Source organism: Streptomyces sp. NPDC002838, assembly GCF_040295365.1.
Lineage (GTDB): Bacteria > Actinomycetota > Actinomycetes > Streptomycetales > Streptomycetaceae > Streptomyces.
Map to the genome: position 1 here is coordinate 150,096 of NZ_JBEOVF010000012.1, position 22,256 is coordinate 172,351.

Below are 22,256 nucleotides of genomic sequence, written 5' to 3' on the forward strand. Positions count from 1 at the left end.
GCTGAATCGTGGAGAACCTGATTGCGCTGCTGGTGGCGGCGCCTCTGCTCGGAGCGGCCGTACTGCTGTGCGGCGGCCGGAGACTGGACGCCGTCGGTCACTGGATCGGCACGCTCCTGTCCGCCGTGTCCTTCGTGATCGGCCTCGTCCTCTTCGCCGATCTGCTCGGCAAGGACGCCGAACATCGCACCCTGACGCAGCACCTGTTCAGCTGGGTCCCGGTCGAGGGCTTCCAGGCGGACGTCGCCTTCCGCGTCGACCAGCTGTCGATGACTTTCGTCCTGCTGATCACGGGCGTCGGCTCGCTGATCCACCTGTACTCGGTCGGGTACATGGAGCACGACGAGCGGCGCCGCCGCTTCTTCGGCTATCTGAACCTGTTCCTCGCGGCGATGCTGCTGCTCGTCCTCGCCGACAACTACCTCCTGTTGTACGTCGGCTGGGAGGGCGTCGGCCTCGCCTCCTATCTGCTGATCGGCTTCTGGCAGCACAAGCCCAGCGCTGCCACAGCCGCGAAGAAGGCCTTCCTGGTCAACCGCGTCGGCGACATGGGCCTGGCGATCGCGATCATGCTGATGTTCACGACGTTCGGGACCTTCGCCTTCGGCCCGGTGCTCGGCACCCACGAGGAGGCGGGGCTCGCCGGTGACGCGACCGAGGGTCAGCTCACCGCCATCGCCCTGATGCTGCTGCTCGCCGCGTGCGGCAAGTCCGCCCAGGTGCCGCTGCAGTCCTGGCTCGGGGACGCGATGGAGGGCCCGACCCCGGTCTCGGCCCTCATCCACGCCGCGACGATGGTGACCGCGGGCGTCTACCTGATCGTCCGCTCCGGCGCCATCTTCAACGCCGCACCCGACGCGCAACTGGTCGTCACCATCGTCGGTGCCGTCACGCTCCTGTTCGGTGCGATCGTCGGTTGCGCGAAGGACGACATCAAGAAGGCGCTGGCCGGCTCGACCATGTCGCAGATCGGCTACATGGTCCTCGCCGCGGGCCTCGGCCCCATCGGCTACGTCTTCGCGATCATGCACCTGGTGACGCACGGCTTCTTCAAGGCCGGGCTGTTCCTCGGCGCCGGTTCGGTCATGCACGGCATGAACGACGAGGTCGACATGAGGAAGTACGGCGGCCTCAGGAAGTACATGCCGATCACCTTCATCACCTTCGGCCTCGGCTACCTCGCCATCATCGGCTTCCCGGGCCTGTCCGGCTTCTTCTCCAAGGACAAGATCATCGAGGCCGCCTTCGCCAAGGGCGGCACCGAGGGCTGGATCCTCGGCGGTTGCGCCCTGCTGGGCGCGGCCATCACGGCGTACTACATGACGCGTGTGATGCTGATGACGTTCTTCGGAGAAGAACGCTGGCGCCACGCTCCGACGCCGTCCCCGGCCGAGCCGAGCGTGGAGCCGGCGGCCGAGCACCGCGGCGAGCACGCCGAGCCGCACCCGCACGAGTCGCCCAAGGTCATGACCATTCCCATGATCGTGCTGGCGGTCGGGTCGGTCTTCGGCGGCGCGTTCTTCAGCATCGGTGACCGCTTCCTGCACTGGCTGGAGCCCGTCACCGGGCACGACCACGGCCACGCCCCGATCAGCGCCCTGACGGTCACCCTCTCCACCATGGTCGTGCTCGCCATCGGCGTCGCCGCCGCGTACGCCCAGTACGGGCGCCGCCCGGTCCCGGTCGTCGCCCCGCGCGGGTCGCTGCTCACCCGGGCCGCCCGGCGCGATCTGCTCCAGGACGACTTCAACCACGTCGTCCTGGTCCGCGGCGGCGAGCACCTCACACGCTCCCTGGTGTACGTCGACCACACCCTGGTCGACGGCGTCGTCAACGGCACGGCGGCCTCGGTCGGCGGCCTCTCCGGACGGATGCGCAAGCTCCAGAACGGCTTCGCGCGGTCGTACGCGGTCTCGATGTTCGGCGGTGCGGCGATCCTCGTCGCCGCGACCCTGCTGATGAGGGCGGTCTGATACCGATGTCCTTTCCCCTGCTGACAGTGACGGCGGCGCTCCCGGCCCTCGGGGCGGTCGCCACGGCCGCCGTACCGGCCGCGCGGCGGACCGCCGCCAAATGGCTGGCGCTGCTCGTCTCGCTCGCCACGCTCGCGCTCGCCGTCACGGTCCTGGTCCGCTTCGACCCGGACGGCGACCGCTACCAGCTCACCGAATCCCACGCCTGGATCGCCGACTTCGGGGTGAGGTACGAGCTGGGCGTGGACGGCATCGCGGTGGCACTCATCGCGCTGACCGCCCTGCTGATCCCGTTCATCATCCTCGCGGGATGGCACGACGCCGACCCGCTGGAGACCGGCAGCACGCGCTGGCGGCCGACGCAGGGCTTCTTCGCCCTGATCCTGGCCGTCGAGGCGATGGTGATTCTCTCCTTCGAGGCCACCGACGTCTTCCTCTTCTACATCTTCTTCGAAGCCATGCTGATCCCGATGTACTTCCTCATCGGCGGCTTCGGGGACCGTGCCCACGAGCACGGCGAAAAGGCGGCGTCGACGCAACGGTCGTACGCGGCCGTGAAGTTCCTGCTCTACAACCTGGTCGGCGGACTGATCATGCTGGCCGCGGTGATCGGCCTCTACGTGGTCGCCGGGAACTTCTCGCTGACGGAGATCGCCGAGGCACGGGCCAACGGCTCGCTGGACATGGCGACCAACACCGAACGCTGGCTGTTCCTGGGCTTCTTCTTCGCCTTCGCGGTGAAGGCCCCGCTGTGGCCGCTGCACACCTGGCTGCCCAACGCCATGGGGGAGGCCACCGCCCCGGTCGCCGTCCTGATCACGGCGGTCGTCGACAAGGTGGGCACCTTCGCGATGCTCCGCTTCTGCCTCCAACTGTTCCCGGAGGCGAGCAAGTGGGCGACGCCCGCCATCCTCGTCCTCGCCCTGATCAGCATCATCTACGGGGCGCTGCTCGCCGTCGGCCAGCGGGACATCAAGCGGCTGGTGGCGTACGCGTCGATCTCGCACTTCGGCTTCATCATCATGGGCATCTTCGCGATGACCAGCCAGGGCCAGTCCGGCGCGACGCTCTACATGGTCAACCACGGGATCTCGACCGCCGCCCTGATGCTGGTGGCCGGCTTCCTGATCTCGCGGCGCGGCTCGCGGCTCATCGCCGACTACGGCGGAGTGCAGAAGGTCGCTCCGGTGCTCGCCGGCACCTTCCTGATCGGCGGTCTGGCCACCCTGTCGCTGCCGGGGCTCGCGCCCTTCGTGAGTGAGTTCCTGGTCCTGGTCGGCACGTTCGCGCGCTACCCGGTGATCGGCATCATCGCCACGTTCGGCATCGTGCTGGCCGCGCTCTACACCCTCGTCCTCTACCAGAGGACGATGACGGGCCCGGTGAAACCCGAGGTCGCCGCGATGCCGGACCTCAGGGTGCGGGAACTCGTGGTCGTCACCCCGCTGGTCGTGCTGTTGATCTTCCTGGGCGTCTACCCGAAACCCGTCACGGACATCATCGACCCCGCGGTCAAGCAGACCATGTCCGACGTACAGAAGAAGGACCCCCAGCCCGAGGTGGAGGCGGCCAAGTGAGCGCATCAGCCGTCCACAGCCTGTGGACAACCGCGGCCGATCCGATCTCGAAGATCGACGCGCCGAAGTTCGAGTACGGACAATTGTCGCCCATCTTGATCGTCGTCGGCGCGGCGATCATCGGGGTGCTGGTCGAGGCGATCGTCCCGCGCAAGTCCCGTTACTACGTCCAGATGTTCGTGTCCGTCGTCGCGCTCACCGCCGCCTTCGCAGCGGTCATCGCGCTGGCGACCGACGGGTACGCCACGACCAAGGCGGGCATCGCGGCGATGGGCGCGCTCGCCGTCGACGGCCCGGCCCTCTTCCTGCAGGGCACGATCCTGCTGACGGGGCTGGTCGGCCTGTTCACCTTCGCCGAACGGCGGCTGGACCCGGAGGCGCACGGCAACCGCGTCGACTCCTTCGCCGCGCAGGCCGCGTCGGTGCCGGGAAGCGACAGCGAAAAGGCCGCGGTGAAGGCCGGATTCACCACCACCGAGGTCTTCCCGCTGCTGCTCTTCGCCGTCGCGGGCATGCTGATCTTCCCGTCGGCCAACGATCTGCTGACGCTCTTCGTGGCCCTGGAAGTCTTCTCGCTGCCGCTGTACCTGCTGTGCGCGCTGGCCCGCCGCAAGCGGCTGTTGTCGCAGGAGGCCGCGGTCAAGTACTTCCTGCTAGGCGCGTTCGCCTCCGCGTTCACACTGTTCGGCATCGCGCTGCTGTACGGATACGCGGGCTCGATGTCGTACGCGACGATCGCGCAGGTCGTCGACGGCACGGTCACGACCGTCAACCCGGCGCTCGCGGACACCATGGGCAACGACGCGCTGCTGCTCGTCGGCGCCGCGATGATCATCATGGGCCTGCTGTTCAAGGTCGGCGCGGTGCCGTTCCACATGTGGACGCCCGATGTCTACCAGGGCGCTCCGACCCCGGTGACCGGGTTCATGGCGGCGGCGACGAAGGTGGCCGCGTTCGGCGCACTGCTCAGGATCCTGTACGTCGTGCTGCCCGGCCTGCGCTGGGACTGGCGGCCGGTCATGTGGGGCGTCGCGATCGTCACCATGCTCGGCGGTGCGATCGTGGCGATCACACAGACCGACATCAAGCGGCTGCTGGCGTACTCGTCGATCGCGCACGCGGGCTTCATCCTCGCGGGCGTCATCGCGACCACGCCGGATGGTGTGTCGTCCGTCCTCTTCTACCTGGGTGCCTACTCGTTCGTGACGATCGGCGCGTTCGCGGTCGTCACGCTCGTACGGGATGCCGGTGGCGAGGCGACCCACCTGTCCAAGTGGGCCGGACTGGGCCGGCGTTCGCCGCTGGTGGCCGCCGTGTTCGCGGTCTTCCTGCTGGCCTTCGCGGGCATCCCGCTGACCTCCGGTTTCGCCGGAAAGTTCGCCGTGTTCAAGGCGGCGGCGGAGGGCGGCGCGGCCCCGCTGGTCGTGGTCGGTGTGATCTCGTCCGCGATCGCCGCGTTCTTCTACATCCGCGTCATCGTGCTGATGTTCTTCAGCGAGCCGCGGCCCGAGGGACCGACCGTCGCGGTGCCGTCGGCGCTGACGACGACGGCGATCGGGGTCGGCGTGGCGGTCACGCTGGTGCTCGGTGTGGCGCCGCAGTACTTCCTGGATCTGGCCAACCAGGCGGGAGTGTTCGTGCGCTGACCTGCGGTGCTTGTGCGGTGGGCCCCGGTTCCTCGGTGGGAGCCGGGGCCCTGCGCAGGTGGACCCCGCCCCGAGCCGGCATGTTATGTGACGTCGGCAGTTCGAATGACCACCGAACGTCATCGACCAGCCTGTGGATAACTCCGGGGCTGTCGGTCCGGGCCCCTATCGTGGAGGCAGTGGTCGAGGGACGACGTACGGGGGACACGACGATGGGCGGGACGGGCGGTATCAGGGAGATGCCAGGGACGATCGACAGCGAGGCGCTGGCCACACTGCAACGCGTCTTCGGGTACGAGACCTTCCGCGGTGCGCAGGAAGAGGTCATCGAGCATGTGGTGGCCGGCGGGGACGCCCTCGTCCTCATGCCGACCGGCGGCGGCAAGTCGCTGTGCTACCAGATCCCCTCCCTGGTCAGACCTGGTACGGGGATCGTGGTCTCGCCGCTGATCGCCCTGATGCAGGACCAGGTGGACGCCCTGCGTGCGCTCGGCGTGCGCGCCGGGTTCATGAACTCCACGCAGGACTTCGACGAACGTCGGACGGTGGAGGCCGAGTACCTGGCCGGCGAGCTGGACCTGCTCTATCTGGCGCCGGAGCGGCTGCGGCTCGACTCGACGCTGGATCTCCTCTCGCGCGGCAAGATCGCGGTCTTCGCCATCGACGAGGCGCACTGCGTGTCCCAGTGGGGCCACGACTTCCGCCCCGACTATCTGGCGCTGTCGCTGCTCGGCGAGCGCTGGCCGGACGTGCCCCGGATCGCGCTGACGGCGACGGCCACGCGGGCGACGCACCAGGAGATCACCCAGCGGCTGCACATGCCTCAGGCCCGCCATTTCGTGGCGAGCTTCGACCGGCCCAACATCCAGTACCGGATCGTGCCGAAGGCCGACCCCAAGAAGCAGCTGCTCAGCTTCCTGCGCGAGGAGCACGCGGGTGACGCGGGCATCGTGTACTGCCTCTCGCGCAAGTCGGTGGACTCGACGGCGGAGTTCCTCTCCCGCAACGGCATCGAGGCGGTGCCGTACCACGCCGGTCTGGACGCGGGCACCCGCGCGGCCCACCAGTCCCGGTTCCTGCGGGAGGACGGTCTGGTGGTGGTCGCGACCATCGCCTTCGGCATGGGCATCGACAAGCCGGACGTCCGCTTCGTCGCCCACCTCGACCTGCCCAAGTCGGTCGAGGGCTACTACCAGGAGACGGGCCGCGCCGGCCGGGACGGACTGCCGTCGACGGCATGGATGGCATACGGACTGAACGACGTCATACAGCAGCGCAAACTGATCCAGTTGGGCGAGGGCGACGAGGCCTTCCGGCGGCGGGCCGCGGCCCACCTGGATTCGATGCTGGCGCTGTGCGAGACGGCCCAGTGCCGGCGTGGGCAGCTTCTCGCCTACTTCGGCCAGGACCCCGACCCGGCGGGCTGCGGCAACTGCGACACCTGTCTCACCCCGCCGGAGACCTGGGACGGCACGATCGCGGCGCAGAAGGTGCTCTCGACGGTGGTGCGATTGCAGCGGGAGCGGGGGCAGAAGTTCGGAGCGGTGCAGATCGTCGACATCCTGCTGGGGAAGCGGACGGGCAAGGTGATCCAGTTCGATCACGACCAGCTGTCCGTGTTCGGCATCGGCGAGGACCTGACCGAGGGTGAGTGGCGTGGTGTCGTACGGCAGTTGCTGGCGCAGGGGCTGCTCGCGGTCGAGGGGGAGTACGGCACGTTGGTGCTGACCGAGGCGAGTGGGTCGGTGCTGCGGCGGGAGCGGGAGGTGCCGCTGCGGAAGGAGCCGAAGAAGGCGGTGACCTCGCGGTCGGCCTCTGGGTCCTCCGGCAAGGGTGAGCGCAAGGCCAAGGCGGCCGCGGCCGAGCTGCCCGAGGCATTGCTCCCCGCCTTCGAGGCGCTGCGCGCCTGGCGGGCCGAGCAGGCGCGGGAGCAGGGGGTTCCGGCGTATGTCATCTTCCATGACGCGACGCTGCGGGAGATCGTGACGGTTTGGCCGACGTCCGTTTCCCAGCTGGGCGGTATCAGCGGCGTGGGGGAGAAGAAGCTGGCGACTTATGGGGAAGGCGTGATCGGGGTGCTGGCCGGGCTGGACGGCGCTCCCGGAGCGGCGGTCCCGGTGCGTGAGGAGGATCCGGGGGCGGAGGCGTGGCCCGAGATGGATGCGGAGCCGGAGCCGGACGACGGCTGGATATAGCTGCTGTTGGCTGATGCGGCGCCCGGTGCTGGTGCTGGTGCTGGGCGGGGGCGGGTCGCGCCCCGGCTCTGGCGGCGTGCCGCCTCTCTTTGGGTCGGGAGCCGCCCCAGGGGCACGACTGCCCGCAGCTGGGGCGGGTACCGGCTGCCTGCTGCTGACGGCTGGGCGGGTGTGGCTGTCCGTTGCCTGGCGGCTGGGCGGGGCAGCGGCCAGTCTGCCGTTTGACGGCCGGGTGGCGACGACTCGCGCCTCTTGACGGCTGGGCGGGTGCGGTTGTCCGCAGCTTGGTGGCCGGGCGGTGGCTCGCTCCGTCTGACGGCGTCGATTGCGCGCGGCTGGTCGCAGTGGTCGTGGTTACGACAGTGCCGTAAGGCCCGGTGCGAACGTGATCAGTAGGGGCAGGAGGGGGATCAGCGCTGCCACCGTCGTTGTCAGGGCTCGGTGTCGGGGGCCCAGGCGGGGGCGGGGTTCCAGGAGGCGGTCGACGCGTTCGCCCAGGAGGCGGTGGGTGGAGGCGCAGGAGAGGACGCCTCGGTGTTGGTTCAGTTCGATCAGGGCCAACGCCGTGGTCAGGTGGCCGCAGCGGCGGGAGGCGGTGTCGTCGGCGGCGAGTTCGACCAGGCGGTGGGTCTGGTCGCAGAAGTGGGCGAAGAGCGGGATACGGGGGAAGCCGGTGGCCAGGGCGGTGGAGAGGTGGAGCAGCCAGTCGTGGCGGGCGCGGGCGTGGCCGCGTTCGTGGGTGAGGACCGCGTCGAGCTGGTGGTCGGTGAGGCGGTGCAGGGCGCCGGTGGTGACGATCAGCTGGGGCGGGTTGCCGGGCATCCACCAGGCGTCGGGATACTCGTCCTCCAGCACCAGCAGGGGCCCGCGCGCGGCGGGCAGACCGGCCGGCAGGTCGGGGGCGCGTTCGCGCAGGTGGGCGCGGGCCTGGCCACGGCGTCGGCGCGCCTCGACGAGCTCACGGGCGAGCATCGCGGTCGTCCAGGCGGCCCCGCAGGCCAGCAGCAGGGTGAGGCCGGCGGCCCAGATCGGCGCGGCGGAGAGGTCGTACGCGGCGGTCACGGCCGAAGGGGCGGGGGCGAAGACGTGGTCGCGGACGGTGTGGAAGACGGCCGCGGTGCCCAGCACGAGGGCCGTCAGACAGCACAGCAGGACGGTGGCGACCAGGCACTGCCACACCCACAGCGCGACCACGGGATCCCGTTCGGGCCACGCGGCCCGGGTCAGCGCGCGCGGGACCGGCACGGCGGCCGTCAGGGCGACGGCACTCAGCAGGAGCAGGCAGACAGTCATGCCACGGGCTCCGGATCCTGGTCGGAAGAAGGGCGGCTACGGGTGCAAGGGGTGCACAGGTGGGGTGGTGCGGGGCGGCGGGTCCGTCGTCGTACGGTGCGGTGCCGCCTGCCCCCAGTATGACGGGGGCAGGCGGCACGCGGCAGGTGTCGGAAGTCGTCCAGTGTGGTGCGTGGTGAGTACCGGACAGAGTTCGGGGCTTCAACCAGGGCCGGGCGAAAGGCTGTTCGGCCCGGCGGCCCCCGACCTCATCCCGCCACCACCCGCCCCCTGACCTCGCCCAACCCCACTCGGGCCCCGTCCGGCCCCGGTGCCCACGCCGACAGCGTCACCTCGTCGCCGTCCTCCAGGAACGTCCGCTTGCCGTCGGGGAGTTCGAGTGGGTCGCGGCCGTTCCAGGTCAGTTCGAGGAGCGAACCGCGTTCCCGTTCCGTCGGGCCGCTCACCGTCCCGGAACCGTACAGGTCGCCGGTGCGCAGGGAGGCGCCGTTGACGGTCATGTGGGCGAGTTGCTGGGCGGCGGTCCAGTACATGGTGGAGAAGGGGGGATCGGACACGACGTGGCCATTGATGGCGACCGAGATGCGCAGGTCGTAGCCGCCGGGTTCCTCCTCGGCGTCGTCCAGGTACGGCAGCAGCTCGTGCGTCCGCGACGGCGGAGTCACCCGCGCCTCCTCCAGGGCGTCCAGCGGGGTGATCCACGCCGAGACGGACGTGGCGAAGGACTTGCCGAGGAACGGGCCGAGGGGGACGTACTCCCAGACCTGGATGTCGCGGGCGGACCAGTCGTTGAGGAGGCAGAGGCCGAAGACGTGGTCGCGGAAGTCGGTGAGTGCCACCGGCTTCCCCATCGCCGAGGGGACCCCGACCACGAAGCCGACCTCGGCCTCGATGTCCAGGCGGACGGAAGGCCCGAAGACGGGCGCCGGGTCGGAAGCGGCCTTCCGCTGCCCCGACGGCCGTACGACGTCCGTGCCCGAGACCACCACGGTGCCGGAGCGGCCGTGATAACCGATCGGGAGGTGCTTCCAGTTGGGGGTCAGGGAGTCGGCCGCGTCCGGGCGGAAGATCTGGCCGACGTTCCGGGCGTGGTTCTCGGAGGCGTAGAAGTCGACGTAGTCCGCGACATCGAAGGGGAGGTGCAGAGTGACGGCGGAGAGCGGGTGGAACAGGGGCTCGATGGTCTGCCGGTGGGACGGGACCGTCACCCATGCGGTCAGTGCGCGCCGTACGTCGGACCAGGCGGTGCGGCCCGCGGCGAGGAGCGGGGTCAGGGAGGGCCGCGCGAGCAGGGAGACGTACGGGGAGCCGAGGGCGGCCGCCGCCGCGCCCGCGTCGAGGACGTGGTCGCCGAGCCGGACGCCGACCCGCCGCTCGACGGGACCGCCGGATCCGGGGAGGGAGAAGACCCCGTACGGGAGGTTGTGCGGGCCGAAGGGGTCGCCCTCGGGGACATCGAAGGGGGGCATGGGTGCTGCCTCACTCTCGCGCATACCGTGCGTTCCATATGGTCGGGCCACACGTTACGGCTGAGTTGCCTGTCTTGGTGGTGAGCTGGCGCGACCACATGCCCGCGGGCATGCTCCTCAAGTCGACCCCGGCGGCCTCGGACATCGACGCCAGCGCGGCCACACCCTCGCCGACCACGGCGACGCGGCCGGGATACCGCGGCTGGTGACCGACGAGGACATCATCCCGGTGGAGACCTTCATCGGGTACGGCGAGTGGTTCCAGCAGAGCCTGGTGCCCGAGCTGGAGCGGGTGCGGGTGGTCTCCGTCGACCGGCGCGAGCACGGGCGGCTTGGAACTGAAGCTGGAATCGGGCGAGTTGTTCACCGCCCGGGCGGTCGTTGTGGCGTCCGGCCTGTCCGGCCTCGCCCACCTGCCCCGCGAGCCGGCCACGGCCGCGGCGGACGGACCCACCCCCACGGGCCCGGTCTCCACAGCTCCCAGCACCACGACCTCACCCGCCACTCGGGCAGGACCTGATCGTCGTCGGCGCGGGCCGGTCCGCGCTGGAGACGGCCGTGCCGGCGGCGGAGGCGGGCGCGCGGGCGCGGCAGTGTCAGGTTCGGGGCGCCACCGTGGCGGCAGCCGAAGCTGCGCCCGGAGTCGCCGTTCGGCCGCGCCTGGTCCCCTCTGGGCGCCCAGCCGCTACCCGCGCCCCTACCGTCACCTGCCGGCCCAGGTCCGCCACTACCTGGTCCGTGCCGGGCCTGTACTTCACGGGGCTGCCGGTGGCGTCGTACGGGCCGGTGACGCGGTTCGTGTGCGGGAGGGAGTTCGCGTCACCGAGGCCGGCGAGGCATCTGGCGGCGGCGCACGACCGAGTGTGGCCCCCGAACGTCAGCTCACGCCTCCTCGGCCGCCCGCTGCCAGGTCAAGAAGTCCTCGATCAGTTCGGGTGGGTTGGCCGCCTCGGTGGCCTCGATCTCCCATCCGGGGCAGTCCATGTCGAAGACCACGACCGGCAGGGGGCGGCCGAAGAGCTTCTCGATACGTCCGCTGTCGTGCAGGTGACGCGCCAGATCGACGCAGGCGTCGGCGAAGTGGAGGCTGAGGAGGTCGCGCTGGGCGTCGAGCACGTCGTCCGCGCCCACCTCCACGTCCTCGCCGTCGTACCAGAGGCCGAGCCGCTTGATCTCCTCGATGTACAGCGGGCCGCCGGACGGGTCCTCGGGGACGTTGCCGAGGGTCTCGAAACCGTCGAGGAGCCAGCAGGCGTAGTTCCAGCGGGCCTCGCCGGGGTCCTCCGGGCGCCTCTCCCGCTCGTACTGGGTCTCGGTGTTGTAGCCGATGGCGACGTACGGGCGGCGGTCGTCGTAGTCGATGCGCCAGATGTTGAAGGAGAGGGCGTAGATCTCGGGTCTCGACGCCTCGGGGAAGCGTTCCAGGATGCCGACGGCGGCCTCCCGCAGATGCGCCTGAAAAGCTCCCGGAGATTCTTCCGGCCGGTCTGTCACAACAGCTGCCCCCGCTCCGTCAGTGCAGTGAAAGCGAAAACGAAGCGCCAGCTTCTCACTCACCTGCTCGGCACTGACACAGGAGGCATCACCATGCAGGCTCGGATGAAGAACCCGGCGTACGTCCTTCCCGGCGCCATGAAGGGCATCGGCACCCTCTTCCAGGGGATCGGCGAGGGCGGCCTGTCGCAGGAGATGGCGGAGATCGTCGGGCTGCGTGCCAGCCAGATCAACGGGTGCAGCGCCTGCGTGCACGGCCACGTCGTGAACATGCGCAAGGCCGGCGCGAGCGAGGAACGCATCGCGGCCGTCGCCGCCTGGCGGGAGGCCCCCTACTTCTCCGACGCCGAGCGGGCCGCGCTGCAGCTGACCGAGTCGGTCACCCGCCTCGCGGACCGTTCGCACGAGTCCGTACCGGACGCGTTGTGGGACGAGGTCGCCGACCACTTCGACGAGAGGGAACTGTCGGCGCTCATCCTCACCATCGCCCTCACCAACATGTTCAACCGCATCAACACCACCGTCAGGGAGCCGGCGGGGACGACCTGGGGGTGACCGCCGGGCGCGCCGCGTGCACCGGCCATGAGGCCGGGTGGCGCGTCACGACGTACAGAGGTCCGTCAACGCGTCGGCCGCCGCGTCGATCCCGCCGGAGTCCGGGTTGGTGTCGCCGTTCAGGATGGACTTGTTGTAGTCCTTGATCGCCTTGTTGAGATCGTCGACGGCCCTGTCGACCTTGGAGTCGTTCGACGTGTCGTCCGTCTCGGCATTGATCTTGTCGAGGTTCTTCTCGATCGTGTTGATCGAGTCGTCGGTCCGGTCCGGATCCTCGACCGCGTCCAGGCCGGCCTCGGGGATCGCCTTGAGGCTGTCGGCGATCGTGTCGGCGTTGGAGACGCAGTCCAGTGAGTTGTCGATGTCGTCGGGGTCGCAGGCGGTGGCGAGGCCTGCGGTCAGGGTGACGGTGGCCACGGCGATGGCGATCGTGGTGATACGGCGTCGGCGGTTCCTGGGCACGGGGGTGGTCCCTTCGGAGGGTCGGTAGCTCTGTGACCTCCACGATCCCGTCGCCCGCCCGACGCCACGAGGGAGCCGACTGCCGTATCCCTGGTGCAGCCCGCTCCACCAGGAGGCGTCGGCTCCCAGCCGCGCCACCAGGTACTACGACCGATAACGGCCCAGCGTCCTCAACCCAGGCAGCGCCTTGTCCTCGAAGTCGAACAGCGCCAGGTTCTCCCAGGCGTTGCCCGACGTCGGGTCCGCCGGGTCCCAGCCGCTGCCGGTGCGGTGGGTCCACACGCCTTCCCAGTAGCAGTGGCCCAGGCCCTGGCCGTTCGGCACGGCCGCGGCGAGGTCGGCCACCGCGCGCAGCCACGCGGCCTGGCCCTCGGGGGTGGCGGGGTAGCCGGGGGTGAGCTGCGAGGGGCTGTTCATGATGTCGTTGACGTCGTCCTCGCTCTCCAGCGTGAACGGGTACGCGGTCTCGGCGATCACGCACGGCTTGCCGTAACGGGCCGTGATGTCGGCCATGTTGGCGGCGGCCTGCTCCACCGCGCCGTGCCAGAAGGGGTAGTAGGAGAGGCCGATGATGTCGAAGTCGACGCCGAGCGCGACCGCGTTGTCGAACCACCACCGGTACAGACCGTTGTCGCCGCCGTTGGCCAGGTGGAGGATCGTGCGGATGCGCGGGGTGGTGTCGCGGGCCGCGCGCAGGCCGGCCTTGAGGAAGGCGGCGAGGTTGTCCCAGTGCTCCCAGTTGCCCTCGGGCCAGATCATGCCCCCGTTGAGCTCGTTGCCGATCTGCACGAGGTCGGCCGGGGTGCCCTGACGCCGGAGCGCGCCGAGGACGTCGGCGGTGTGGTCGTAGACGGCCCGGGTCAGGCCCGCCACGTCCAGGCCGGCCCAGGCGGCCGGCTTGGTCTGGTGCGCCGGGTCCGCCCACCTGTCGGAGTAGTGGAAGTCGATCCAGATGCCGATGCCGGCCCGCTTAAGGCGCCGGGCCAGCGGGAGTACGCGCTTCTTATTGTTGTAGCCGTCGACCGGGTCGACCCAGACCTTCAGGCGGGCGTGGGTGATGCCCGCGTGCGCGAGGATGCGGATCGGGTCGTCACGGCGGCCGTCCGCCCGTCGGTACACGGCACCGTTGTCCTCGTTCTTCGGCAGCGAGGAGATGTCCATGCCACGGATCTCCAGGCGACCGCGGTGCTTGGAGGTGCTCGCGACGGCAGGTGCCGCGCCCAGCACGGGAACCGCCAGTGCGGCGGCTCCGGCAGCGGTGAGAACACTACGTCTGCGCATTTCGGGGTCCCTTCACAGTGAAAGCCACAGAGGAAGAACAAAACGCGGAACAAGGGCAAGAAGCTCAGCGCGGCTCGCGGAACACCTCGACCGCCCCCGCCGGCACCGCCGCCCGACTCCCGTCCGGCAGCACCACCTTCACCTCGGCGTCGGTGTGGTTGACGGCGAACCGGAACACCCCCGACTCGCCCTCCCGTACGACGAGTTCGACATCGCGCGGAAGATCGGCAGGCGTGACCCCCGCATCCGCGAGCGCGAGATCCACCACCGCCGCCAGATCGGCGCCGGTCAGCCGGGTCGCCAGGTACCAGGCCGCTCCGTCGCCCAGTGCGCGCCGGGTCAGCGCGGGCCGTCCCGCCGTACGGCCGTCGGCGAACACGGCCACCGTCTCGCAGCCGTCGCCGGGGACGACGTACTCGGACCACACATCGGCCCGAAGCTCCCGGCCGTCTGACGTGCGTACGGTGACGGCCTCGCCCGGCAGCAGCGGGTCGAACTCCTCGACGGTCAGTGCGAGCACGTCCCGCAGCGCCCCCGGATACGCCCCGGGATGCACCGCGTCGTGCTCGTCGACGATGCCGGAGAAGAAGGAGACCAGCAGGGTGCCGCCGCGCGAGACGTACCGCTCCAGGTCGGCGGCGACGGAGGCGGGCGCCGAGTACAGCTGGGGGACGACGAGCAGCGGGTAACGCGCGGGATCCACCTCCGACAGCCCGGCCGGCGGCACGAAGTCCACCGTCAGGTGCCGGTCGTACAGCGCCTCGTAGAACGCGTCGAGCCGCTCCCGCGCGTCCAGGTCCTCGCTCGGCCGCCACTCCAGGCCCTGCGCCCACCAGGAGTCCCACGACCAGACCATGGCCACGTCGGCGCGTGTGCGCGTCCCGCGCAGGTCCGCCAGGCCGGCGACCCGGCGGCCCAGATCGGTGACCTCCCGCCAGACCCGCGTCCCGGTCCCCGCGTGCGGCAGCATCGACGAGTGGAACTTCTCCGCACCCCGCCGCGACTGCCGCCACTGGAAGAACATCGCGCCCTCGGAGCCGCGGGCGACATGGCCGAGGGAGTTGCGGGCCATCTGACCCGGCGCCTTGGCCGGGTTGCGCGGCTGCCAGTTGATGCCGGACGTGGAGTGTTCGAGCAGCAGCCAGGGGGCGCCGCCCGCGACCGAGCGGGTGAGGTCGGCGGCGAGGGCGAGGTTGACGTGGGTGCGGCGGCCGTCGGTGATCAGGTAGTGGTCGTTGGTGACGAGGTCGACCTCGCGGCCCCAGGCCCAGTAGTCGATGCTCTGGCACTGGCTGGGCGCGACCATGAAGTTGGTGGTCACGGGCACGCCGGGGGAGAGGCGGTGCAGGATGTCCCGCTCGGCGACGAAGTTGGCGCGGGCCTGGGAGTCCGCGAACCGCTGGAAGTCCAGTTGCTGCGCCGGGTTGCCCACCGTCGGCGTGGCCCGGGGCACCCCGATCTCCTCCCAGTCGCCGTAGAGCTGGCCCCAGAAGGCGGTGCCCCACGCCTGGTTGAGGGCGCCGAGAGTGCCGTAACGGTCCTGCAGCCAGACCCGGAAGGCGGCGGCGCAGATGTCGCAGTAACAACCGAGGACCGGAGCGCCGTACTCGTTGTGGACGTGCCACAGCACCACGGCCGGATGGCCCCCGTAACGCGAGGCGATCCGCGAAGTGATCTCCGCCGCGGCCGCCCGGTAGTCCGGATTGGAGTGGCAGATCGCCCCGCGTGAGCCGAACGCCAGCCGCACGCCCTCCCGGGTCACCGGCAGCGCTTCGGGATGCGCCCGGTAGAACCAGGCGGGCGGTACGACCGTCGGCGTCGCCAGATCCACATTGATGCCGGCCTCGTACAGCATCCCGAGGATCCGGTCGAGCCACTCGAAGTCGTACTCGCCGGGCCGCGGTTCGATCCGGGACCAGGCGAAGATGCCGAGCGAGACCAGCGTCACACCGGCCTCGCGCATCAGCCGTACGTCCTCCTCCCACACCTCCTGCGGCCACTGCTCGGGGTTGTAGTCGCCCCCGAAGGCGAGTGGCAGGCGGTCGTGCGGGGCGGCGGAGGGCATGCGGTGGCTCCCGGGAATGGCAACGGTGACGGCGCAGAAGACGCCGGCTTTCTGTGATCGTGCACAGTATGGGATGCCGCCGACATCCATGAGCAACAAGTAGGTAACCCCAGCCTCCCTCCATTGACAAGGGGCCGAAACAATTCTCTACTGTGCACGATCACAGAGCCGCGCGGCCCTCGCGCACAGCCCCTCGGTCACGTCCGCAGAACCTCCCCCCACGGCGGTTGCCGCGTACGCGGGACGTTGACGAGGTCGGCTCGTCCAAGTCAGGGGAGATGAAGATGTCGATCCACCGCCGCCAGATCAGCAGGCGCAGCATTCTCGCCGGGGCCGCCGCCCTCGGCCTCACCAGCACCCTCGCCGCCTGCGGCGGTTCCGACGACGACTCCGGCGAGAGCAGCGGCCCGGTCAAGCTGACCTACTGGTCGTGGGCGCCGAACATGGAGAAGGTCGCCGCGATCTGGAACAAGAAGAACCCGGACATCACGGTCACCGTCTCGAAGCAGGCCAGCGGCGCCGAGATCGTCTCCAAGCTGATCACCGCGAAGAAGGCCGGCAACGCCCCCGACCTCGTCCAGGCCGAGTACCAGTCCCTGCCGACTCTGGTCTCCAACGACGTGCTCGCCGACATCTCGAAGCACGTGGGTGACGCCAAGTCCGAGTTCGCCGAGGGACTGTGGGGCATGGTCACGCTCGGCACCGACGCGGTCTACGGCGTGCCGCAGGACTCCGGGCCGCTGATGTTCTACTACCGCGAGGACCTGTTCAAGGAGCACGGACTCAGCGTCCCCAAGACGTGGACGGAGTTCGCCGAGGTCGCCCGCGCCGCCAAGAAGGCCGTCCCGGACGCCTACCTGACCACCTTCTCCTCCAACGACCCGGGCCTGTTCGCGGGCCTCGCCCAGCAGGCCGGCGGCAAGTGGTGGAGCGTCGACGGCAGCGGCAAGTGGACCGTCGCCATCGACGACGCCGCGACGAAGAAGGTCGCCGAGTTCTGGGGCGGCCTGGTGCAGGAGGGGGTCATCGACAACCAGCCGATGTACACCCCGGCCTGGAACAACGCCCTGAACAAGGGCACCCACCTCGCCTGGGTCTCCGCCGTGTGGGCGCCCGGCGTGCTGGTCTCCTCCGCCCCCGACACCCAGGGCAAGTGGCGCATGGCCCCGCTGCCGCAGTGGAAGGCGGGCGACAACATCACCGGCAGCTGGGGCGGCTCCTCCACCGGCGTCTCCACGGACTCCGAGCACGCCGAGGCCGCCGCCAAGTTCGCCCGCTGGATCAACACCGACCCGGAGGCGCTGGCCGCCCTGGTCAAGGAGGTCGCCGTCTACCCGGCCGCCACCAAGGGCCAGACCGGCGACGTGCTCACCACGCCCGCGTTCTTCCCGAACCAGAAGGACTTCTACACCACGGCCGCCGAGATCGCCGCCACCACGGCCGCCTCCGCCTGGGGACCGAACGTCCAGACCGCCTACGGCGCCTTCACCGACGGCTTCGGCAAGGCCACCAAGGCGAAGAAGGAGGCCCAGTTCGCCTCCGCCCTCAGCACCATGCAGTCGAAGACCCTCGACGACATGGACAAGCAGGGCTTCGAGGTGACCGAGGCATGACCAGCACTCCGCTCAAGGGCGCCGACCGTACCGCGGTCGGGCCCTTGGCGGACGGCACCGGCACCGCCAAGTCCGTCCGCCCCAGCCGCGCCCGCCGCCGAAGCCGCAGCGCACCGTACTGGTTCCTGGTGCCCACCCTGGTCCTGTTCGCCGCCTTCACCCTGGTTCCCATCGGGTACGCGATCTGGCTCAGCCTGCACAAGGTCAAGGTCAAGGGCATCGGACTCGGCAAGGGCGCCCGCGAAGAGGTCTGGAACGGCTTCGGCAACTACACGGCCGTACTCCAGGACTCCGAGTTCGGCCACAGCGTGCTGCGCGCCTTCGGCTACGGACTCATCGTCATCCCGACCATGCTGGGCCTGGCGCTGATCTTCGCGCTCATGCTGGACACCCCCAAGGCGCGCAGCGCCCCCTTCGCACGGCTGGCGATCTTCCTGCCGTATGCCGTGCCGGGCATCATCGCCGCCCTGATGTGGGGCTTCCTCTACCTGCCGACCGTCAGCCCCTTCTACTACCTGCTGGACAAGTTCGGCCTCCCGCAGCCGGACCTCTTCAACGGCGGCAACCTCTACCTCTCCTTCGCGAACATCGCGGTCTGGGGCGGCACCGGCTTCAACATGATCGTCATCTACACCGCGCTGCGGGCGATCCCGCAGGAGATCTACGAGGCGGCCCGGATCGACGGGGCGTCCAACCTCAAGATCGCCCTGAGGATCAAGATCCCGATCGTCATGCCCTCGCTGGTGCTCACCTTCTTCTTCTCGGTGATCGCCACCCTGCAGGTCTTCACCGAGCCCATGGCCCTGAAGCCGCTCACGAACAACCTGCAGAGCACGTGGAGCCCGCTGATGGCCATCTACGACAGCGCCTTCCTGAAGTCCGACATCTACGGCGCCTCCGCCACCGCGGTCGTCCTGGCCCTGGCCACGTTCGTCCTCTCCTTCACCCTGCTGCGCATCTCCGACCGATACACCCGGGAGGACCGGGCATGACCCCCCTCACCCTCACCGCCGACGCCACCGGCAAGGCCCGTGCGCGGCGCGTCGCCTGGGTCCCCACCCTCGTGCTGATCCTCGGCGCGCTGTACTGCGTGGTCCCCATCGCCTGGGTGGTCATCGCGGCGACCAAGGACCGGTCGGAGCTGTTCTCCACCTTCAGCTTCGCCCCCGGCACCGGCTTCTTCGGCAACCTGAGCGACCTGACCTCCTACCGGGACGGCATCTACTGGCAGTGGATGGCCAACTCCGCCTTCTACGCGGGCCTCGGCGCCATCCTGTCCGCCGCGGTCTCGGCCGCCGGCGGCTACGCGCTCGGCCGGTTCGCCTTCCGCGGGCGGGAGTTCATCTTCAAGATGATCCTGGCCGGCGTCCTGGTGCCGAGCATCGTGCTGGCCGTCCCGCAGTACCTGCTGCTGTCGAAGATGGGCATGGCCGACTCGTACTGGTCGATGCTGCTGCCGTCCATCCTCTCCCCGTACGGCGTCTACCTGGTCCGCATCTACGCGGCCGCCTCGGTGCCCGCCGAGCTCATGGAGGCCGCCCGCATGGACGGCGCGAGCGAGTGGCGGATCTTCTCCCGGATCGCGGTGCCGATGATGATGCCGGGCCTGATCACGGTGTTCCTGTTCCAGTTCGTCGCCATCTGGAACAACTTCCTGCTGCCGTACGTGATGCTGGCCGACGACACCAAGTTCCCGCTCACCCTCGGGCTCTACACGCTGCTCGCGCAGGGCGCCTCGCAGCCCGCCCTCTACACCCTGGTCATCACCGGATGTCTGCTGGCGATCGTCCCGCTGATCGCGCTCTTCCTGGTGATCCAGCGGTTCTGGTCCCTGGATCTGCTGAGCGGCTCGATCAAGTCCTGAGCGCCCAGCCTCATGTGAAAAGCACCTGCCCCGAACGAGGAACATGACCACCAGCGCGAACGGACGCCGCAAGCCGCCCACCATCCACGACGTGGCGCGGGAGGCGGGCGTGTCGCGGGGCACCGTCTCCCGCTTCCTGAACGGCGGCCACTACGTCTCGCCGGCCGCCCGCCGGGCCGTGGAGGCCGCCATCAGGAAGACCGGGTACGTGGTCAACCGGCACGCCCGCAGCCTGAGTACGGGCCGCTCGGACTCGGTGGCCTTCTTGTTGACGGAGCCACAGGAGAAGTTCTTCGAGGACCCCAACTTCAACGTCCTGCTGCGCGGCTGCACCGAGCGCCTCGCGCAGCACGACGTCCCGCTGCTGCTGATGCTGGCGGCCAGCGACGACGACCGGCGCCGGCTGACCCGGTACATCACTTCGGGTCATGTCGACGGCGTGCTGCTGGTCTCCAGCCACAGCGGCGACCCGGTGGCCGCCGAACTGCGGGACGCCGGCATCCCGTTGGTGGCCTGCGGCAAACCGCTCGGGCTCGGCTCCAAGGTGAGCTACGTGGCGGCCGCCGACCGCGACGGTGCCCAGGAGATGGTCCGCCATCTGATCGCCGGCGGCCGCCGCCGCATCGGCATGGTCACCGGTCCGCTGGACATGCCGGGCGGCACCGACCGCCTGGCGGGCTACCGCGATGTGCTCATCGAGGCGGGGATGCCCTACGACCCGGCGCTGGTGGTGGAGGGTGACTACCGCCGCGCCGGCGGCGAGCGGGCCGCCCGCCGACTGCTGGAGCAGGCTCCCGACATGGACGCCGTGTTCGTCGCCTCCGACCTGATGGCACTGGGCGTCGTCAACACCCTTCAGCAGGCCGGACGTTCGGTCCCCGATGACATCGCCGTCGGCGGATTCGACGACTCACCCGCGGCCACCGCCATCACCCCGGCCCTCACCACCATGCGCCAGCCCTTCGACCGCATCAGCGCCGAGATGGTCCGCATGCTGCTCACCCAGATCGCAGGCGAGGACACGGCCGGGGTGATACTGCCCACGGAACTGGTGGTACGGGACTCCGCATGAGCGGGTAACCGGAGCAGCCGTCAACGCATGTGAAGGAAACAGCCGTCCGGTTCACGTCGAGTCGGTGGGGCGTTCCATCCGTATTCTCTGATCATGGCCGCACCCATCGCATATTCACTCATCGCCACCGACCTGGACGGAAGTCTGCTCCGAGGCGACGACACGCTCTCCGACCGGTCGCTCGCCGCGCTCATGCGGGTGGCGGCGGCCGGTGCCCGGCACCTGGTGGTGACGGGCCGCCCGGCGCCCAGAGTGCGGCCGCTCCTCGACGACCTGGGCAGCGAGGGGCTCGCGGTGTGCGGGCAGGGCGCGCAGGTGTACGACGCCGGCGCGGACCGTCTGCTGTGGTCGGTCACCCTGGACCGGGAGTTGGCCGAGACCGCGCTCGGCAAGATCGAGGCCGAGGTGGGGCAGGTGTACGCGGCCGTCGACCAGGACGGCGTCGACGGCCTCACGCTCATCGAACCGGGCTATCTGATGCCCCACCCGACCCTGCCCGCAGTACGGGTCGGCCGGCGCGACGAGCTGTGGTCCGCGCCCATCAGCAAGGTGCTGCTGCGCCATCCCGACCTGTCCGACGACGAGTTGGCGGCGACGGCGCGCGGAGTGGTCGGTTCCCTCGCCACGGTCACCATGTCGGGCCCCGGAACCGTCGAACTCCAGCCATGCGGCATCACCAAGGCGACGGGGCTGGCCCTGGCCGCGGAACACCTCGGGCTGGGGCCACGGCAGACCATCGCCTTCGGGGACATGCCCAACGACATCCCCATGTTCGACTGGGCCGCCCACGGCGTGGCCATGGCCAACGCCCATCCCGAACTCAAGGCCGTGGCCGACGAGATCACGCTGTCGAACGAGGAGGACGGCATCGCGGTCGTCCTGGAGAGGCTCTTCCGCCGGTAGGCCGGCGGTGCTGTTCGGTCAGGTGAACAGCACCGCCGACCGGACGACGTCCTAGTACGCGCCGAAGACGTTGTCGATCGAGCCGTACCGCGCGGCCGCGTAGTTGCAGGCGGCGACGATGTTCGCGACCGGGTCGAACGGGTCGAAGGACGTGCCGGCCACGTGGTACGCGGCGAACGTCGGGTCGATCGTCTGGAGGAGCCCCTTGGAGGGGGTGCCCGCCGCGGCGTTGGAATCCCAGTTGTTGATGGCCAGAGGGTTGCCGGACGACTCGCGCATGATGTTGCGGTGAATGCTCTCGTACGAGCCGGGAATTCCCTTCTGCGCCATGATGTCCATCGCCTGGCGGATCCAGCCGTCGAGGTTGTTCGGGTACGTCTTGGCGGAGGCCTGAGTGGCACGGGTGACGGACTGGGCGGACTTCTTGGTGGGCGTGGAGGCCTTGTCGGCCTTCTTCGCCGTCCTGACCTTCAGCTCGAGGCCCTCGTGGATCAGCCTGGGGTTGTCGCCGACGGCCTTGCGGTTGTCCTTGTAGAGCTGTCGCCAGCCGCCGGGTGTGTCGTACTTGTCCGCGATGCCGTAGAGCGTGTCGCCCTTGACCGTGGTGTACGTGACGGACTTGACCTGCGCCGCGGCCTGCGCGGCGGCGGGGGCCTTGGCCGGCTGTGCGGCGCTCGCGGTGGTCGCGCCCAGGAGCGGGAGGGCGAGTGCGGCGGTCCCGGTCCCGGCGGCGACGACGCCTCGGGTGAGCGGGCTGGTTCGGGGGCGGCGGTGCTTACCTCGTGCGGCCATGG

At 69.8% G+C, this 22,256-nt stretch carries 17 protein-coding genes and 1 pseudogene; 11 read left to right on the plus strand and 7 right to left on the minus strand.

Annotation, left to right across the window (positions count from 1 at the left end; genetic code table 11):
• Window positions 1-8 precede the first annotated feature (8 nt).
• The 4 genes from nuoL to recQ all read left to right on the plus strand — a co-directional run bounded on the left by nuoL (window position 9) and on the right by recQ (window position 7,391).
• Window positions 9-1,973 carry an NADH-quinone oxidoreductase subunit L gene (gene nuoL / locus ABT063_RS18295; RefSeq protein WP_351058375.1) on the plus strand — a complete coding sequence of 655 codons (1,965 nt, stop codon included), beginning with the start codon at window positions 9-11 and terminating at the stop codon, window positions 1,971-1,973.
• A gap of 5 nt (window positions 1,974-1,978) precedes the next feature.
• Window positions 1,979-3,550 (plus strand): NADH-quinone oxidoreductase subunit M, encoded by a 1,572-nt coding sequence (locus ABT063_RS18300; protein ID WP_351058376.1) that lies wholly within the window; start codon window positions 1,979-1,981, stop codon window positions 3,548-3,550.
• The gene (nuoN, locus tag ABT063_RS18305) at window positions 3,547-5,196 is read left to right on the plus strand and encodes an NADH-quinone oxidoreductase subunit NuoN (RefSeq protein WP_351058377.1); all 1,650 of its coding nucleotides are present in this window, start codon (window positions 3,547-3,549) and stop codon (window positions 5,194-5,196) included. The genes ABT063_RS18300 and nuoN overlap by 4 nt, the downstream gene beginning before the upstream one ends.
• Window positions 5,197-5,408: 212 nt before the next feature.
• Window positions 5,409-7,391: a DNA helicase RecQ gene (gene recQ, locus ABT063_RS18310; RefSeq protein WP_351058437.1), complete on the plus strand. Its 1,983-nt coding sequence runs from the start codon at window positions 5,409-5,411 to the stop codon at window positions 7,389-7,391.
• Window positions 7,392-7,745: 354 nt separating this feature from the next.
• Here the strand turns inward: recQ and ABT063_RS18315 are convergent, their stop codons facing one another.
• Entirely contained in the window at window positions 7,746-8,684 is a 939-nt protein-coding gene (locus ABT063_RS18315) for a M56 family metallopeptidase (RefSeq protein ID WP_351058378.1), read from the minus strand.
• A gap of 248 nt (window positions 8,685-8,932) precedes the next feature.
• The gene (fahA, locus tag ABT063_RS18320) at window positions 8,933-10,153 is read right to left on the minus strand and encodes a fumarylacetoacetase (RefSeq protein ID WP_351058379.1); all 1,221 of its coding nucleotides are present in this window, start codon (window positions 10,151-10,153) and stop codon (window positions 8,933-8,935) included.
• Window positions 10,154-10,191: 38 nt separating this feature from the next.
• On the opposite strand from fahA, the pseudogene ABT063_RS18325 reads away from it, so the two are divergent.
• Window positions 10,192-11,008 (plus strand): annotated as a pseudogene (locus ABT063_RS18325) (FAD-dependent oxidoreductase); the annotation flags it as partial.
• Window positions 11,009-11,035: 27 nt separating this feature from the next.
• Here the strand turns inward: ABT063_RS18325 and ABT063_RS18330 are convergent.
• Complete coding sequence (locus ABT063_RS18330) at window positions 11,036-11,647, minus strand: hypothetical protein (protein WP_351058438.1); 612 nt, start codon at window positions 11,645-11,647, stop codon at window positions 11,036-11,038.
• Between the two features lie 93 nt (window positions 11,648-11,740).
• Between ABT063_RS18330 and ABT063_RS18335 the strand changes: the two genes are divergently transcribed.
• Complete coding sequence (locus ABT063_RS18335; RefSeq protein ID WP_351058439.1) at window positions 11,741-12,202, plus strand: carboxymuconolactone decarboxylase family protein; 462 nt, start codon at window positions 11,741-11,743, stop codon at window positions 12,200-12,202.
• Between the two features lie 45 nt (window positions 12,203-12,247).
• On the opposite strand, the gene ABT063_RS18340 is transcribed toward ABT063_RS18335, so the two are convergent.
• The 3 genes from ABT063_RS18340 to ABT063_RS18350 form a co-directional block, all read right to left on the minus strand.
• Window positions 12,248-12,664, minus strand: coding sequence for a hypothetical protein (locus tag ABT063_RS18340; RefSeq protein WP_351058380.1), 417 nt, complete (start codon window positions 12,662-12,664; stop codon window positions 12,248-12,250).
• Window positions 12,665-12,808: 144 nt separating this feature from the next.
• Complete coding sequence (locus tag ABT063_RS18345) at window positions 12,809-13,945, minus strand: glycoside hydrolase family 53 protein (RefSeq protein ID WP_351058381.1); 1,137 nt, start codon at window positions 13,943-13,945, stop codon at window positions 12,809-12,811.
• Between the two features lie 64 nt (window positions 13,946-14,009).
• A complete protein-coding gene (locus ABT063_RS18350) occupies window positions 14,010-16,010 on the minus strand; it encodes a beta-galactosidase (protein WP_351058382.1) in 2,001 nt (666 codons plus the stop codon).
• A 278-nt stretch (window positions 16,011-16,288) separates the two neighbouring features.
• On the opposite strand from ABT063_RS18350, the gene ABT063_RS18355 reads away from it, so the two are divergent.
• From ABT063_RS18355 to ABT063_RS18375, 5 genes are all read left to right on the plus strand, one after another.
• Window positions 16,289-17,623: an ABC transporter substrate-binding protein gene (locus tag ABT063_RS18355; protein WP_351058383.1), complete on the plus strand. Its 1,335-nt coding sequence runs from the start codon at window positions 16,289-16,291 to the stop codon at window positions 17,621-17,623.
• Entirely contained in the window at window positions 17,620-18,615 is a 996-nt protein-coding gene (locus ABT063_RS18360) for a carbohydrate ABC transporter permease (protein WP_351058384.1), read from the plus strand. Before ABT063_RS18355 ends, ABT063_RS18360 begins: the two co-directional genes overlap by 4 nt.
• Window positions 18,612-19,487 carry a carbohydrate ABC transporter permease gene (locus ABT063_RS18365; RefSeq protein WP_351058385.1) on the plus strand — a complete coding sequence of 292 codons (876 nt, stop codon included), beginning with the start codon at window positions 18,612-18,614 and terminating at the stop codon, window positions 19,485-19,487. The genes ABT063_RS18360 and ABT063_RS18365 overlap by 4 nt, the downstream gene beginning before the upstream one ends.
• Before the next feature lie 43 nt (window positions 19,488-19,530).
• Window positions 19,531-20,559: a LacI family DNA-binding transcriptional regulator gene (locus ABT063_RS18370; protein WP_351058386.1), complete on the plus strand. Its 1,029-nt coding sequence runs from the start codon at window positions 19,531-19,533 to the stop codon at window positions 20,557-20,559.
• 93 nt (window positions 20,560-20,652) lie between these two features.
• Window positions 20,653-21,462: an HAD family hydrolase gene (locus tag ABT063_RS18375; RefSeq protein ID WP_351058387.1), complete on the plus strand. Its 810-nt coding sequence runs from the start codon at window positions 20,653-20,655 to the stop codon at window positions 21,460-21,462.
• A 51-nt stretch (window positions 21,463-21,513) separates the two neighbouring features.
• Here the strand turns inward: ABT063_RS18375 and ABT063_RS18380 are convergent, their stop codons facing one another.
• Window positions 21,514-22,254 (minus strand): transglycosylase SLT domain-containing protein, encoded by a 741-nt coding sequence (locus ABT063_RS18380; RefSeq protein WP_351058388.1) that lies wholly within the window; start codon window positions 22,252-22,254, stop codon window positions 21,514-21,516.
• Window positions 22,255-22,256 lie beyond the last annotated feature (2 nt).

Bases quoted from the DNA above. Each gene is read 5' to 3' on its own strand.
- ABT063_RS18315 (WP_351058378.1), bottom strand. From the start codon at position 8,684: ATGACTGTCTGCCTGCTCCTGCTGAGTGCCGTCGCCCTGACGGCCGCC.
- ABT063_RS18365 (WP_351058385.1), top strand. From the start codon at position 18,612: ATGACCCCCCTCACCCTCACCGCCGACGCCACCGGCAAGGCCCGTGCG.
- ABT063_RS18345 (WP_351058381.1), bottom strand. From the start codon at position 13,945: ATGCGCAGACGTAGTGTTCTCACCGCTGCCGGAGCCGCCGCACTGGCG.
- ABT063_RS18300 (WP_351058376.1), top strand. From the start codon at position 1,979: ATGTCCTTTCCCCTGCTGACAGTGACGGCGGCGCTCCCGGCCCTCGGG.
- ABT063_RS18355 (WP_351058383.1), top strand. From the start codon at position 16,289: ATGAAGATGTCGATCCACCGCCGCCAGATCAGCAGGCGCAGCATTCTC.
- fahA (WP_351058379.1), bottom strand. From the start codon at position 10,153: ATGCCCCCCTTCGATGTCCCCGAGGGCGACCCCTTCGGCCCGCACAAC.
- ABT063_RS18370 (WP_351058386.1), top strand. From the start codon at position 19,531: ATGACCACCAGCGCGAACGGACGCCGCAAGCCGCCCACCATCCACGAC.
- recQ (WP_351058437.1), top strand. From the start codon at position 5,409: ATGGGCGGGACGGGCGGTATCAGGGAGATGCCAGGGACGATCGACAGC.
- ABT063_RS18360 (WP_351058384.1), top strand. From the start codon at position 17,620: ATGACCAGCACTCCGCTCAAGGGCGCCGACCGTACCGCGGTCGGGCCC.
- ABT063_RS18375 (WP_351058387.1), top strand. From the start codon at position 20,653: ATGGCCGCACCCATCGCATATTCACTCATCGCCACCGACCTGGACGGA.
- ABT063_RS18350 (WP_351058382.1), bottom strand. From the start codon at position 16,010: ATGCCCTCCGCCGCCCCGCACGACCGCCTGCCACTCGCCTTCGGGGGC.
- ABT063_RS18380 (WP_351058388.1), bottom strand. From the start codon at position 22,254: ATGGCCGCACGAGGTAAGCACCGCCGCCCCCGAACCAGCCCGCTCACC.
- ABT063_RS18335 (WP_351058439.1), top strand. From the start codon at position 11,741: ATGCAGGCTCGGATGAAGAACCCGGCGTACGTCCTTCCCGGCGCCATG.